General features: G+C 54.7%; 17 protein-coding genes. 9 read left to right on the top strand and 8 right to left on the bottom strand.

What is annotated here, in order from left to right; all coding sequences use genetic code 11:
• Positions 1-49: 49 nt before the first annotated feature.
• From Q1K24_RS06425 to Q1K24_RS06415, 3 genes are all read right to left on the bottom strand, one after another.
• Positions 50-1,879 (bottom strand): hypothetical protein, encoded by a 1,830-nt coding sequence (locus Q1K24_RS06425; RefSeq protein ID WP_300367691.1) that lies wholly within the window; start codon positions 1,877-1,879, stop codon positions 50-52.
• 18 nt (positions 1,880-1,897) lie between these two features.
• The gene (locus tag Q1K24_RS06420) at positions 1,898-2,827 is read right to left on the bottom strand and encodes a CoA ester lyase (RefSeq protein ID WP_300367688.1); all 930 of its coding nucleotides are present in this window, start codon (positions 2,825-2,827) and stop codon (positions 1,898-1,900) included.
• 71 nt (positions 2,828-2,898) lie between these two features.
• Entirely contained in the window at positions 2,899-3,228 is a 330-nt protein-coding gene (locus Q1K24_RS06415; RefSeq protein ID WP_300367685.1) for a cytochrome c, read from the bottom strand.
• Between the two features lie 62 nt (positions 3,229-3,290).
• On the opposite strand from Q1K24_RS06415, the gene folD reads away from it, so the two are divergent.
• The 9 genes from folD to Q1K24_RS06370 all read left to right on the top strand — a co-directional run bounded on the left by folD (position 3,291) and on the right by Q1K24_RS06370 (position 10,387).
• Positions 3,291-4,136, top strand: coding sequence for a bifunctional methylenetetrahydrofolate dehydrogenase/methenyltetrahydrofolate cyclohydrolase FolD (gene folD / locus Q1K24_RS06410; protein WP_300367682.1), 846 nt, complete (start codon positions 3,291-3,293; stop codon positions 4,134-4,136).
• Between the two features lie 29 nt (positions 4,137-4,165).
• A complete protein-coding gene (gene lepB / locus Q1K24_RS06405; protein WP_300367694.1) occupies positions 4,166-4,951 on the top strand; it encodes a signal peptidase I in 786 nt (261 codons plus the stop codon).
• Positions 4,941-5,591 (top strand): site-2 protease family protein, encoded by a 651-nt coding sequence (locus Q1K24_RS06400; protein ID WP_300367679.1) that lies wholly within the window; start codon positions 4,941-4,943, stop codon positions 5,589-5,591. The genes lepB and Q1K24_RS06400 overlap by 11 nt, the downstream gene beginning before the upstream one ends.
• Before the next feature lie 39 nt (positions 5,592-5,630).
• Positions 5,631-6,074 (top strand): ribose 5-phosphate isomerase B, encoded by a 444-nt coding sequence (gene rpiB / locus Q1K24_RS06395; protein WP_300367676.1) that lies wholly within the window; start codon positions 5,631-5,633, stop codon positions 6,072-6,074.
• Entirely contained in the window at positions 6,074-6,406 is a 333-nt protein-coding gene (locus Q1K24_RS06390; RefSeq protein WP_300367673.1) for a hypothetical protein, read from the top strand. The genes rpiB and Q1K24_RS06390 overlap by 1 nt, the downstream gene beginning before the upstream one ends.
• A 143-nt stretch (positions 6,407-6,549) precedes the next feature.
• Positions 6,550-7,101, top strand: a complete 552-nt coding sequence (locus tag Q1K24_RS06385) for an adenine phosphoribosyltransferase (protein WP_300367670.1) — start codon at positions 6,550-6,552, stop codon at positions 7,099-7,101.
• The gene (gene trpB, locus Q1K24_RS06380; RefSeq protein WP_300367667.1) at positions 7,101-8,306 is read left to right on the top strand and encodes a tryptophan synthase subunit beta; all 1,206 of its coding nucleotides are present in this window, start codon (positions 7,101-7,103) and stop codon (positions 8,304-8,306) included. The genes Q1K24_RS06385 and trpB overlap by 1 nt, the downstream gene beginning before the upstream one ends.
• A gap of 13 nt (positions 8,307-8,319) precedes the next feature.
• Positions 8,320-8,937 carry a DedA family protein gene (locus Q1K24_RS06375; protein ID WP_300367664.1) on the top strand — a complete coding sequence of 206 codons (618 nt, stop codon included), beginning with the start codon at positions 8,320-8,322 and terminating at the stop codon, positions 8,935-8,937.
• Positions 8,903-10,387 carry a leucyl aminopeptidase gene (locus Q1K24_RS06370; RefSeq protein ID WP_300367661.1) on the top strand — a complete coding sequence of 495 codons (1,485 nt, stop codon included), beginning with the start codon at positions 8,903-8,905 and terminating at the stop codon, positions 10,385-10,387. The genes Q1K24_RS06375 and Q1K24_RS06370 overlap by 35 nt, the downstream gene beginning before the upstream one ends.
• Before the next feature lie 146 nt (positions 10,388-10,533).
• Here Q1K24_RS06370 and Q1K24_RS06365 read toward each other — a convergent pair whose 3' ends face one another.
• From Q1K24_RS06365 to Q1K24_RS06345, 5 genes are all read right to left on the bottom strand, one after another.
• Positions 10,534-11,193 carry a transposase gene (locus Q1K24_RS06365; RefSeq protein ID WP_300367658.1) on the bottom strand — a complete coding sequence of 220 codons (660 nt, stop codon included), beginning with the start codon at positions 11,191-11,193 and terminating at the stop codon, positions 10,534-10,536.
• 81 nt (positions 11,194-11,274) lie between these two features.
• The gene (locus Q1K24_RS06360; RefSeq protein ID WP_300367655.1) at positions 11,275-11,568 is read right to left on the bottom strand and encodes a hypothetical protein; all 294 of its coding nucleotides are present in this window, start codon (positions 11,566-11,568) and stop codon (positions 11,275-11,277) included.
• Between the two features lie 45 nt (positions 11,569-11,613).
• Positions 11,614-11,958 carry a hypothetical protein gene (locus Q1K24_RS06355; protein ID WP_300367652.1) on the bottom strand — a complete coding sequence of 115 codons (345 nt, stop codon included), beginning with the start codon at positions 11,956-11,958 and terminating at the stop codon, positions 11,614-11,616.
• Positions 11,959-12,025: 67 nt separating this feature from the next.
• On the bottom strand, positions 12,026-13,189 hold the full coding sequence (locus Q1K24_RS06350) for a DUF1501 domain-containing protein (protein WP_300367649.1): 1,164 nt from the start codon (positions 13,187-13,189) through the stop codon (positions 12,026-12,028).
• Positions 13,190-13,197: 8 nt separating this feature from the next.
• Entirely contained in the window at positions 13,198-14,463 is a 1,266-nt protein-coding gene (locus Q1K24_RS06345; RefSeq protein WP_300367646.1) for a DUF1800 domain-containing protein, read from the bottom strand.
• Positions 14,464-14,590 lie beyond the last annotated feature (127 nt).

Below are 14,590 nucleotides of genomic sequence, written 5' to 3'. Positions count from 1 at the left end.
AGGAGAAAACGAAGATACGGTTCTATATCCATTACCAGATGTACTAAGACTATTCAGAGGTTTTGTCGTAGATTATCTCCTTCACTTTGAGAGGCTGCGATTCATACCGTTTCCGAATGGCAAGCGAAAATGTTTCCAACTGCCCGGCCAGTTGCCGTTTCAACTCCTGTTCGATCTGTTTTTTCTCCTCGTCGAGAGCCTCTATGATATCCTTTCTAAACGAGTCACGTGTCAGCATTTCATCGGCTTCGATGACGATGGCATCGGTCGTGAACCAGGCAGCCGCTGCCAAAACGGGTGAACAGATCCAGACATAGGGTCCGCACAGAACTCCGCTGACAGCTCCCGTCTCCGCAGCCGCCACTTTTCCCGCCGTTTTGGCCGACATTTTGGCAGCCAGCTTCGTCCCCACTTTGGAGAGAAATTTGGCCGTAATTTTCGGAATGAGACGTGACACCACCTTCGCACTGCCCACGACTCCGACAAAGGTCGCGGCAGTGACCGAGATATTTTTCGCGATATCACGTTTGATCGCTTCGAGAATCTTTTCGTTGAGATGCCAGTCGACACCGGCGGTCGCGTTGGCTTCGACACTGCGGCTGTGGGCCTTCATGGCCGTTTCGAGTGCCGATCCGATCGTACGCAACGCTTTTTGAAAACGCGGTTCGAACTCTTCTCCGAAGAGCTTTTCGGAGACAATCCTCTCAATATCGTTGGATGCTGCATGTCTCAACTCGCTATATTCGCCCACAATGGAGTAGTGGTAATCCAGAAATGGATCGACATTGGCATAGACCTCTTCGAACACGGCATCGATCTCCCTCTCGACTGTCGTGTTCAGCTCCGACTCTTTCCGATAAAGATCCCGAACGATGTCAGCCCGCGACATCTCTATATTCCGTTTCAATATCTGCGATATCTGTACCGTGACAATGGGCTCTTTTCTCTCTTCCGGTCGGTGCCGTTCCCTCATATTCACGATGGCGGCGACCGTCAGGATCGTAAACGGTACCAAAAAGAGGAGAATCGTCCCCCAGAAATACTTTTCGCCTCTGCCCATCGCCTTCCAGGAGAAGAACGACGTCCAAAACCCACCGGCACGCTGCCCATCGTCCCGACCCCTCCGGTCAATTCGGTAGATAACCTCCGCAACAAAACGGTTGATACCAAGCACCGCCAGGCTGTTATAGAGCAGAAAGAGCATCCATCCGGCCGTCCGGAGCAGTCCGCTGCCGACAACAGCCGACTCTTCTCTCATCAGCCACCAGGTAACCGCCTCCACCTCTTTGTAAAAGCGCAGAATCGCATCACTCACGCTGCAGACCGAGTTCACGCTGTTCGTCGCCGTTCGAATCGTCTCGTCCAAACCCGATGAAAGATAGATGGGAACCTCTCCTTCATAGGCGAGAAAAAAGACCGTACCGATCAGCAGAAGAGCCGACACGTTGATGCTCCACTCCCTGGCGAAGAGGGCGAGATACTCCTCTTTGATTCTGGAGCGGAACAGGTATACGAATTGACGGTAGAGAATCAACACGACAAGCGTATGGATAGGCAGATAGAGCCAGAGTCCCGAGGAGAAATCGATAATCGTCACAAAGGCGGAGATGGCCATCATGAACGAAACAGCCAGATAGAAGAGGGAAACCGCAACGGGCGAAACAAGCAGACGCGCCAACAACGTATGCGGCTGCAGATAGCAGCGGCGCACGCAGCGGCGCTCGTGCATTTTGATGTCAATGAAACTCGTAGCGATCGTTCCCCAGAAAAGGAAAAAGAGGAGCACCGCATAGCATCCATGCGCATAGGCGACCTGCCATCCTCCCAACACCATCATCACGAGGATGGCGCTCATCAGAAATGTTTTGAAATGTTTCATCGATAGAGCATGGTGCCGTTATCGTATCCGAAGAAGATTTTTCGCGTTTTTATAGATCGGTTCGTCCACGAAACCGAGCTCTTCGTCGGCGAAGCCGCTGCAGTGGGGGTCCGATTCGAAGAGTTCGACAACCCGTCGCGCCCACTCCAGCTCCTCCTCGGAGGGCATGAAGATGCGGTTGGCGATCTCCACCTGCGCCGGAGAGATGCACCCTTTCGCGTGATATCCCATTTTACGCTCCAGAAGGCACCAGTTTTCGAACGCTTCGTTGTCCTGATAATCCTGAAAGACGAACGAAACCGGAAAGACCCCTGTCGTCGAACAGGTCAGCAGAAACCGGGTCAGAACGGCATGCATCGTCGGATTGTGCAGGTGGACGATGCGCTGCGGCAGTTTCATCGACGCGAAGAGATCGAGGACACCGAGATAGAAGGCCTCGACACGCGGATCGACGCGAAGATTCGGCAGATTGGCCCACGCCTCCTTCGTTTCGATCGAAAGGTGCACACGGATTCGGCCGTCGATCAGGTCCAGGGCCTCTTCGACATCGGCGGGCGTTTCGATCTTGGGCACCCGGATGGCGTCGGGCCCGACATCGTTGAGATAGGCGATCTCCTCTCTGCCCCCCTCCTCCAGCGGATTGACGCGTACAACCGTTTTGGAACGGATCGTTTTCGCTTCCGAGAGAAAGAGCCCCGTGAGCCGCAGAGCCAGCGGTTTGAGCGAAGGCGCCACACCGTCTTCCAGATTCAGGATGACGATATCGGCATCGAGTTCGTCGAGTTTGTTCAGATGTTTCAGCCGATGGGCCGAAAGCATCAACGCACTGCGCACATAGGGCGGTTCGTACCGCGCACTCTGCCCCCTCCCGGCACGAAGCCGCTCGATACTCTCCAGATCTCCCGCTTCGACCAGCCTTTCGAGTTCATCCAGATGTTCAAATACCATGACACTCCCTTCCGGATTTCGGTGAATGGGAAAGATCCGCTCCTTTCCATTCACGCTTTACGCTAGATGGTTCACGGTTCACGGTTCACCAAAAAATAGTACAACGCCCCGATCTCCGAATCGGTCAGGAAATAGGTCGGCATGACGCGGTAGCGTTTGACGAGACTCCTCTTCAGCTTCTCTTTCGAGACCTTCCGGATGTCCGGTCCACGAAGCACGATCGTTTTGCCATCCTCTTTGTAGGATGCGATACGGGCACCTTCGCCGTGTTTTCCGTGACAGTGGATGCAGCCGATGCCCCGCGGATTTTTGTAGAGCATCTCGCCATATTCGTACTGCGTGATGAAAGAGTCCTCCGCAAACAGAAACGTGCTTGCCAGAACCAGAAACCAACGTTTCACTAACCGCCTTTTAATCATCTTTTGGATAGGATTTTATCCAAATTGTCATTAAGGTATCACCTATGCAGATAATCGACGGCAAAAAACTGGCCAAGGAGATTCGCGACGACATCGCAAAAGAGGTGGAGCGACTCAAGAAAGAGAGAGACATCACGCCGGGACTGGCGGTCATCCTGGTCGGCGACGACCCCGCGAGCCACGCCTATGTCAAAATGAAAGCCAAGGCGTGCAAAGAGGCGGGTATCTATTCGATCACCCACGAAATGCCCGAATCGATCAGCCAGAGCGAAATCGAAGAGACGATTTTGATGATGAACAAAAACCCGAACATCGATGGCATCCTCGTCCAGCTTCCGCTCCCATCCCATATCGACACGACCAAGATTCTCGAGCTCATCGATCCCAAAAAGGATGTCGACGGATTCCACGCCTACAACTTCGGGCGCCTGATGACGGGGCTGGATGGTTTCGTACCCTGCACACCTCTGGGCGTCATGGAGATGCTGAAAGCCTACGGCATCGATCCAAAAGGCAAAGACGCCTGCGTCGTCGGAGCCAGCAACATCGTCGGCAAGCCGATGGCGGCGCTTCTGCTCAACGCGTTCGCAACTGTCGATATCTGCCACATCTATACGAAAAATCTGCCCGAACACACACGCCGTGCCGACATACTCGTCGTCGGCGTCGGCAAAGCAGGACTGATTACCGAAGAGATGGTCAAAGAGGGTGCCGTCGTCATCGATATCGGAATCAACCGCCTCGACGACGGCACACTGGTCGGTGACGTCGACTACGACAACGTCGCACCCAAGTGCAGCTATATCACACCCGTTCCGGGCGGCGTCGGACCGATGACGATCGCGATGCTGCTCAAAAACACCCTCAAAGCGGCGAAAGAGAGAGCATGAGCGAACCGATTCAAAACGAAGAAACCGAAATGACAGAAACGGAGAAAAAACCCCACTGGCTCGTCCGGCTCTACAACTTCTCCAACACATGGACCGGAACCGTCATCATCGTCCTGCTGGTGATCTTCTTCGTCGCACAGGCCTTCGTCATTCCCAGCGGCTCGATGAAAAACACCCTCCTGATCGGTGACCACCTGTTCGTCAAAAAATTCGCCTACGGCGTGCCGGTGCCCCACATTCCGTGGCTCGAAATCCCGGTCGGCATCGACACCGACGGGGATGGTCATATCATCAGGGCCGAGGGGCCGAAACGGGGCGACATCGTCATCTTCCGCTATCCGCGCAACGAGAAGATCCACTATGTCAAGCGGTGCGTGGCGGTCGGCGGCGACATTCTCTTCGTCCACAACAAGGAGCTCTACCTCCATCCCCACGAAGGCAACGACTTTGTCGTCGCCAATTACCCGAAAGAGAAGATCGTCGACATCGAGGGAACCTTTTTCGTCAGAAACCCCTACCGCGACGAATTTCCGGGCATCCACAACGATCCGGAAGTCATGATGGACGGCTACCAGCCGATGGAGATCTTCGAGTTCGGACCCATCCGGGTCGAAGAGGAGCACTGGTTCATGATGGGCGACAACCGCGACCACTCCAACGACAGCCGCTTCTGGGGCACCGTTCCCTATCGCCTTATTGTCGGAAAACCCTGGTTCATCTACTTCAGCTGGGATGAAAACTACCTGATCCGATGGGACCGTATCGGCAGAAATATCGGAACACTGGAGAGAGAAGAACCCCATTATGTCGAATGAGCTCGAAGTTCTCAAAATCGCGGCGATCATATTTTCGCTGATGGTAGCCATCATCGGCCATGAAATCATGCATGGCTACGTCGCCTACCGCTATGGCGACAGTACCGCCAAATCGGCCGGCCGGCTCAGTATCAACCCGATCGTTCACGTCGATCCGATCGGTACGATTCTCGTCCCCGCTCTGCTCTATATCAGCGGTGCACCATTCCTCTTCGGGTGGGCCAAACCGGTACCGGTCAATATCTACACTGTCATATCCAACGGTGGCTACAGAGCGGCCATCGCCGTGGCTCTCGCCGGTGTTACCTACAATTTCGTACTGGCCGTTGCCGCATCTTTCCTCTTTCCGGTCTTCGATCAGCCCCATTCGCTTTTCGAAGCGTTTGTCGGACTTTTCCTGATGTATTCGATCATCTACAATGTCGTGTTGGGTGTCTTCAATCTCTGGCCGTTTCCGCCACTCGACGGTGCCAACGCACTTCGCTACCTGGCGATGGAGTTTCGCTGGAAACCCGTCATCGATCTGTTGAACAGAATCGAACGGATCGGGATGATCCTGTTGATCATTGTCATCGCCACCCCCCTGGCGAAATGGTTTTTTATGCCGGCAAGCTGGCTCATCAATCTTTTATTGGGATAATTTTAATATAATTGGATCAAAACGTCAGAGGAGATGTGGATGAAATATTACGTCGGAAGCGATCATGCCGGATTTGCTGTCAAAGGGATGGTCGTCGAAATGCTCAAAAACCGTGGTCACGAAGTGGTCGACATGGGTCCCGACACCGATGACCGTGTCGATTACCCGGACTATGCCGAGAAAGTGGCACGTGCCGTCATCGGTGAAAAGGGAAGCCGCGGCATCCTGATCTGTGGCACGGGTATCGGCATGAGCATCGCCGCCAACAAGATCGACGGCATCCGGGCAGCACACTGCCAGGATTACTACACGGCCCAGATGGCGCGTGCCCACAACGATGCCAATATTCTCTGCTTCGGCGAACGCGTCAGCGGTCCCGGTGTCATCGAGTCGATGATCGACGCCTTTACGACCACACCATTCGAAGGTGGGCGTCATGAAGGGCGTGTCGAGAAGATCATGGCACTGCAAAAGAGCCACTGATGCTGCTGGAATGGTCGCTGGTCACCTTTTCGCTGCTGCTGGTGATCTTTGTCGTTGTCAAAATGTTCTATTTCAGAAATCTGACCCTCAAAGAGCAGCGCAACAACGATGTCATGAAGCTGACCCTCAAAGAGGCGGAAGTTCTGATTCGCAAATACCAGATCCAGCTCCAAAGAGCACTCGGCAATATCGATATCCTCAACGAGCAGATGAACAAACTGCGACGGGAAATCAAAACGGTCAAGCAGCGAAACAGCCAGTATCGTATCGAAAACGAAAAGCTCAAGAGCCGGATCAAAGAGCTCGAATCGCGTATCGAAGCATTGATCTGACGCTTGCGTCAGATCAGTGGGTAGTGAGTAGTGGGTAGTGAGACACTCGCTCCGCTCGTTTAGTTATAAATCGGTGGCGGCTTCGCCGCATCCGAAATTTTTAATTTTTTCGTTTTTAATTTTTCATTCAAAAAGGTTTTCCCATGAAAACATTGACCGACGAACAGAAAAAACTTCTGATGGATTCCATCCGGGATATTCCCGATTTTCCAAAGCCGGGGATTCTCTTCAAAGACATCACGACACTGCTGAACAACCCCGAAGCGTTCAATCTTCTGATGGATCACCTGACAGCACGGTATGACGAAATGAATCTCGACTATATCGCGGGAATCGAGAGCCGCGGATTCATCTTCGGTGCGGCGCTGGCAGCGAAACTGGGCATCGGTTTCGTACCGGTCAGAAAACAGGGTAAGCTCCCCCACACCACCATCGGTGAAAAATATGCCCTCGAATACGGGGTGGACGAGATCGAGATCCATATCGACGCTTTCAACAACAAAGAGGGTGCACGCGTCCTGCTGATCGACGACCTGATCGCGACGGGCGGTACGGCGGAAGCGGCGGCGAAGCTGATCCGGGACGCCAAAGCCGAATGTGTCGAAGCCTGTTTCATCATCAATCTCACCTTCCTGAGCGGCACGAAGAAACTCGAAGGTCTGACTCCCGTCTATCATATCCTGGAGGTCGTTTGATGTACATCCCAAAACCGTTGACATTCGATCCTGACAAACTGGGGCATTTCGGAATCTTCGGCGGGCGCTACGTACCCGAAACACTGATGCCGATTCTTCAGGAGCTCGACGAAGCCTACGCCAAAATCCGTTTCGACGAAACCTTCTGGGAAGAGGCACACTACTATCTTGAACACTATGTCGGACGCCCCAGCCCGCTCTACTACGCCAAAAACATCTCCGATGATGTCGGCGCAACGGTCTATCTCAAGCGTGAAGACCTCAACCATACCGGCGCCCACAAGGTCAACAACACGATCCTGCAGGGGCTCATCGCCAAGCGCCTCGGCAAGAAAAAGGTGATTGCCGAAACGGGCGCGGGACAACACGGTGTCGCCACGGCGACGATCGCCGCGCTGCTGGGTCTCGAGTGCGAGATTTTCATGGGAGCCAAGGATGTGGCGCGGCAGGAACTCAACGTCTTTCGGATGAAACTGCTTGGCGCGAAGGTGCATGCCGTCGAGAGCGGATCCAAAACTCTCAAGGATGCGATGAACGACGCCATCCGCTACTGGGTCACCAACGCCCGCGACACCTTCTACATCATCGGCACCGTGGCGGGACCCCACCCCTACCCGATGATGGTGCGCGACTTCCAGGCGATCATCGGCTACGAAGCGAAAGCGCAGATCCTCAAAGCCCAGAACCGGCTGCCCGACTACGTCGTCGCCTGCATCGGCGGCGGCTCCAATGCCATGGGGATCTTCGCCCATTTCCTCGACGAGCCGGAAACCACCTGCATCGGCATCGAAGCGGGCGGCCTGGGCCTCGATACCGACAAGCACGGCGCCAGCCTCGCAAAAGGGAGCCCGGGTGTGCTGCATGGACAGATGAGCTACCTTCTTCAGGACGAGGACGGACAGATCCTCGAAGCCCACTCCATCTCCGCCGGGCTCGACTATCCGGGCATCGGCCCCGAACACGCCTACCTCAAGGAGATCGGCGCGGCAGAGTACGACTCTATCACCGACCAGGAGGCGCTGGATGCCTTCGTATGGCTGAGCCAGCGGGAGGGAATCATCCCGGCATTCGAAAGCTCCCACGCCATCGCCTACCTGAAAAAGATGGATCCGGAGCGCCTGAAAAACAGATTGGTTATCGTCAACCTCTCCGGGCGCGGCGACAAGGATATGATCCAGGCCAAAGATCTGCTCCATTTCGATTGATTGAGAGGGGGAGATGGAGCAGTTTCTAATCGATGCACTGACGGAGTATGGCTACATCATCCTCTTCGTCTGGAGCGTCATGGAGGGCGAACTCGGGCTCGTCATGGCGGGTACGATGGTGCACACCGGCCACATGAGTATGCCGGCGGCGATTTTCGTAGCCGGAATGGGCGGTTTCGCAGGTGACCAGATCTACTTCTACATCGGCCGGTACAATACGAAATGGATTCACCGGTATCTGCACAGACACCGTCGAAAATTCGCACTGGCCCATCTACTTCTGAAAAAGTACGGCTGGCCCGTCATCTTCATCCAGCGCTATCTCTACGGCTTGCGTACAATCATTCCGATGAGCATCGGCCTGACACGCTACAGCGGCAGAAAATTCGCACTGATCAATTTTCTGAGCGCGCAGGTCTGGGCGGCTGTCACGATCGTACTGGCCTACATTTTCGGCGAACAGATTCTGGCCATTCTGGAGTACATGAAACACCACTGGTATGTCGCCATTCCGATCGCTTTACTCTTTTTCGGTACAATCGCCTATACATTCAGACGGATCGAAGAGAACATACTACATAGGAGGAGAGAACGACATGCAAATCGAAACAAGTCCGCAAAAGCGGCATGAGATAGAGGCCGACGTCGAAATCGTCTGCGTCATCGACAAAAATCTGGACCACCCGTGGGTCGAAGAGAAAGATCTGCTGACAATGGCGGGATTCGAAGGAGGACAGGACGAAACCTGTCTGATTATGGAGAAGAGACGCATCTATGTCGGGTGCGACTCTCTTCACCACGACGATATCCGCAGCGCCTACGCCGCGGCGATACGCGCACTTCGCAAAACGAAGGCCGAACATGTCAGAACGGGCCTCTATCTGGGCAAATGCTCCGCACAGAATATCAAAGCGATGGCCGAGGGAATGGTCTTCGGCGATTACGAGTACGACACCTACAAGACCGAAAAAGCGAAACATCCGGTCAAAAAGGTGACAATCTCCTGTGAAGATTTCAACGGCAAGAGCGTCGACTGCGACAAGGCGAAAGGATATGTCGAAACTTCCGTCATCGTTGCCCAGGCCACGAACTATACCCGCAACATCGTCAACACCCCGCCCGACGACATGACGCCCGAAATGCTCGCACTCAAAGCCATCGCACTCGCCGAAGCGAACGATCTGGAGTGCATCGTACTGGACGAAAAAGGTCTCGAGGCGGAAAACATGGGCGCGTTTCTGGCCGTCAGCCGCGCCAGCGACCATCCGCCGAGGCTCGTCCACCTGGCGTACAAACCCCAAAACGCACTCTACAAAGTCGCGCTGGTCGGAAAAGGGCTCACCTACGACAGCGGCGGGCTGAGCCTGAAGCCGGCCGAATACATGGTTACGATGAAATCGGACAAATCGGGAGCCTGCGCGGTTCTCGGCATCATGAAAGCGGTTAGCGAGCTGAAACTGCCGATCGAAGTCCACGGCATCATCGGAGCCACCGAAAACATGATCGGCGGCAACGCCTACAAACCCGACGACGTGCTCACAGCCAAAAACGGCACGACGATCGAAATCCGCAACACCGACGCCGAAGGGCGTCTGGTCCTGGCCGACTGCCTCTGCTATGCCCAGGAGAAGGTTAAACCCGACTACCTGCTCGACTACGCCACCCTAACGGGTGCCTGCGTCGTGGCACTGGGCGAATACACCACCGGACTGATGGGACACGACCGCACCCTCAAACACGGCTTCTCGAAAGCGGCGACCAACGCCGGCGAACTGACCGGCACGCTCCATTTCAACCGCTACCTGAAAAAACTTCTCAAAAGCGACATCGCCGATGTCTGCAACATCAGCAGCTCACGCTACGGCGGTGCCATCACGGCCGCCCTCTTTCTCGACCACTTTATCGAAAAAGAGTACAAACACAAATGGCTGCACCTCGACATCGCCGGCCCCGCCTATGTCGAAAAACCGTGGGGCTACAACCCTGCAGGCGCCAGCGGCGCCGGCGTGCGTATGACGGTCAAATGGTTCGAGCAGATCATCAAACAGGCGAAAAAAGAGGAACCGGCATCCGGCCATTGATCATCGGCACGGGTTGGTAGCAGGGTCGGCGCTGCCCTCTACTGATCCTCCTCGTTCTCATCCTTCTTTTTCGGCATTTTGAGTATCACGATCATCACGACAACCACCGCAACCAGAAGCCCTATTCTTATCCATTCATCCTGCATCTATTTTTCCTTTCTCGGCCGGCCCCGGCGGTTGAGTGTCGAAAGCAGTCCCAGTTCGGCAGCTGTCTCCCGCTGCCACTCCGGTCTGCCCAGGGGTGCCTGACGGTTGACACTGTTGCGTATTTTAGCCAGCTCTTCTGTATGGATCGGTTCATCGACATACTCCGGCCACCGATTTCCAAGCTCCATAAACGGCTCATCTAGCAGCGACCGGTTTGCATGCACCCTTTCATACAGCGAACCGAATCTCCATTTGGATGCCTGGTTCACAAGTCCGGCCCGCTTCGGATTGGCTTCGATGTATCGCATCAATGTCAGATAATAACTCTCCTTTTCGACGATGAAACTTTTGAAACGCCCCTGCCACACATGCCCGGATGTTCTGTTTTTTTTGTGGTAGTAACGCACGTGCGACGTCATCACCCACTGCATAAATCGGCTCAGGCTCCCCTCTTTCTGTGGCAGCAGCATCAGATGGAAATGGTTCGGCATCAGGCAGTAGGCATGCATCTCCACCGCCTCCCGCTTTTTCGCCGCTTCGAGCAGATCGAGAAAGTAATTGTAGTCCGCATCGTCGTCGAAGACCTGCATCCGCATGTTTCCCCGGTTGATGAGATGGAAAATGCCACCCACCGTTTCACCTCTGGCAATTCTTGGCATCTGCTCGCCTTTTTTCTTTCAATCATACAAACAAAGAGCTTAAAAGCAGCCTGTCCCCTTTTACAATACTTTTTTATAATTTTATAGAAATGCGAAGAGGAGTGAAAAAATCGCCATGAGCCATAAAGCGGTGACAGCCGCCGAAACGATGTCGTCCCGCAAACGCTCACGCAGAGCAACCATGCGCCAATGTCCCAGACGCCTCGCGATGTGGGTCGCCCAGTCGTAGAGGGGTTCGGCGAAATATGCGACAACCGCAAAAAAGAGGACGAAGAACAGGAAAAAGAGAGGAGAAAGGTGCATCCGGTGCCATAACATCAGAGGAACAAACCAGAGCAGTGAGAGCGATACGATCAATCCTTTCAAAAATTTCATTCTCCCTTCTCCTCTCTTCTCTCGGTTTATGCAGCGCCGGAGTGGTTAGAACCCCTCTTTGGCGCTTCCTTTTCCGGCAGCCCAGCCTTTTCCAATCCCTTCACCTTTGCCGGCAACCGTTCCCTTGCCGATGGCGATACCCTTCCCAGATACGGTTCCCGTTCCGCGTTTGTGATGGATCTTTCCGTCTTTGCCGCGGTAGATTACCATACCGGTGCCTGAGGCTGTCCCTGTTCCTTTGAAAGCACCTTTCCCGTGTGCAACCCCTTTGCCGTGTACCGCTCCATGTCCATGAACATGGCCTTTGCCATGCACCTTCCCAGCCATGACGGCCGGTGCGGCAAGCAGAGCTGCGACCGCTGCCGCGGCAATCCATTTCGTTGTTTTCATAATTGACTCCTTTGGGATGGGTTCTAGTTTGTTTCCTTTATACGCAGCCAAACGGCAAAACATCCCCTCACGTGAACAGTTCGAGCGGAAGATAGCCGTCGATTCGGCCAAAACTCTTTCCAAAACAGTGTCGCGCGACACTGTGGTAGACGGAACGGAAATCGGTCGTGAAGATCAGATCGCCGTTGCCATCGAGTTTCTCCAGGGACGGAGCCTGGCCATAAAAGCCGCCTCGCACCCCTCCTCCCAGGAGGAACTGTACCGAAGCCGTACCGTGATCGGTCCCCCCGCTGCCGTTTTCGGAAGCCCTTCTTCCAAACTCCGAATAGGTCATGACAACGACATCCTCCCACCGTCCGATCTCTTTCATCGTATCGGCGAATGCCGCCGTCGCCTCGGCGAAGGTTTTGAGAAGTTGCGCATGTCTCTTTTTCTGAGTGACATGGGTGTCGAAGCCACCGAGTGTGAGTTTGTATACGGAAGTATTGACACCTGCCGCGATCAGCCGGGCGATATGGGAAAAATTTTTCCCCAGCGCGGTCTGGGGAAAATGTCTGTTCAACGATACGTTTTTTTGCAGTTTCCGCTCGAGTTTTTCGGCCGTGGCGACAACCCGGTTCTGCATCGAAACGATATAGGCGAGCGTGGGCGGGAACGTGCTTTTTTGACGAATATACGGAATCGTTTTCGCCTGCCGGATGAACCGCTCGGGAGAGTGCATCGTGACCGTGGGCAGATGCGGGCCCTCCAGAGGACCGGCATCCCCGCCCCCCATGACCACGGCCGGAATCGGATCGGAGTAACCCACCTTCCCAAAAAAGGCATCCACCCAGCCGGTCGAGATATGCGGATCGTGCGAAGCGGCGTTCCAGATATCGATCGATCGGAAATGGGAGCGGTTGGGTCGGGGGTAACCGACGCCGTGGACGATGGCCAGGGAGTTTTCATCCCACAGGCCGTGTAGCGCGGCAAGAGCGGGATGGAGCCCCCACTGCGACGTCAGGGAGATCGCATCGTTTTCGGCGATGGCGAGATTCGGGCGCATTCGGCGGTAGAGTGCGTGTCTGCTGCCCAGGGGAACAACAGTGTTGAGACCATCATTCCCTCCCTTGAGCTCGAGGAGAATGAGAATCTTCTCTTCACCATACACCCGGGAAGCGAAAAGGTCGGGAGAGAAAAAGAGAGCCGCGGCCGTTGCGCCGCCGATTTTGATGAATGTTCTGCGATGCATGCACACTCCTATTTCAGCTGGTAGGCCGGATCGGTCACGATCGCTTCGAGCGTCCGGCGCACCGATGCGGTTTCTATGGGTATAGCAGGATCGACGGGCAGAAGCCAGCGACGCATGGTTTCCGGCTCAAGCGATGCCAACGCATGGGATGGGACGGCCTTCCGTGCCGCTTTTCGCATCATTGTCTCGCGGAGCAGAAGGGTGTCGCTGGTTATCCATTCGCGATTTTCTGGAAATCCTTTGACACCCGACGGATCGAAGAGATCTTCACCCAGAAAGCGCCCCAACCGAACCGCGTTTTCGAGCGATCCCCTTTTGAGAGGCAATACCCGCAGCGTCCCGACGATCAGCTCGGCCGGACTCTTGACCATCGCACCGCGGTTTGCCGGATCTCTGAAAGTATCGGAGAGCAGAATGGCCCGCAGCAGCGGCCGGATTTCGTAGCCGCTTCGGTAGAAAAGTTCACCCAGCCTGTTCACGGTCGCATCATCGGGAGAGAGACCCGTAAGCGCTCGAAAGAGCTTCGCCGAGACGAAACGGGCGGTCTGGGGCTGACGCAGTACGATATCGACAATCTCTTCACCGCCGAACCGTCCCTTTTCTCCCAGAAAACGCTTCATGCCGTCGTCATGGCGCCGGGCACGAAATCGGAAAGAACCGGTGCGGCGATCCACTCCCCATCCCGTGAATGCCCTGGCGGCATTTTTGATGTCATGTTCGGTGTAGTGGCCTTCGCCAAGCGTGAAAAGCTCCAGCAGCTCCCTCGCGAAATTTTCGTTGGGATCTCTCTTCTGGTTGCGGACGGTATCGAGATAGATCATCATCGCACCGTCCTTCGCGACCGCGTGCAGAAGCGTTTTGAAATTACCGAGGGCGTGTTCTCTGAAAAGCCGGTTCTGCCGGAACATCAGCAGAGGCCATTTGACCTTTTTGAGCTCCGACGTAAAATGGCCATGCCAGAACCGCGTCATCCATTCGACGATCTGCCGGTCCGACGCGATCATCTGCCTGTACCACCATATCTTCAGCTCCCTGGATCTTCTCCGGCGCTCTTTCTTGACAATTTCACGCTCCGCGGCCGAAAGCTCTTTCCACCGTTTCGCGCTTAAAGGTTTTGCGAGCCATTCCGGTGTGTCGACTGTCCGTGACGAAGCGGACGAAATCAGCCGTTCGACGCCTTCCGTATACGAAAGCCGTCGCATCGCCTCCAATTCATCATGCCGGAAACCGAAAGAGGTTCGGGACAGCAGATGTCTGGCTTCATCGAACTGCATCACGCTCTATCTCCTGAATAATGAAACCATAGCGATACAGCCAAAGAAACCGGCCGGGCAATATAGCGAACTTGACAAACCGCTTCCATTCCTTTCTCTTCTCATCGGCACATTTTGGCAAATCTTT

It is taken from the genome of Hydrogenimonas sp. (genome assembly GCF_029932565.1).
Taxonomy (GTDB): Bacteria; Campylobacterota; Campylobacteria; order Campylobacterales; family Hydrogenimonadaceae; genus Hydrogenimonas.
Note: the sequence above shows the minus strand (reverse complement) of the source record. Positions and strands in the feature narration are given on the sequence as shown.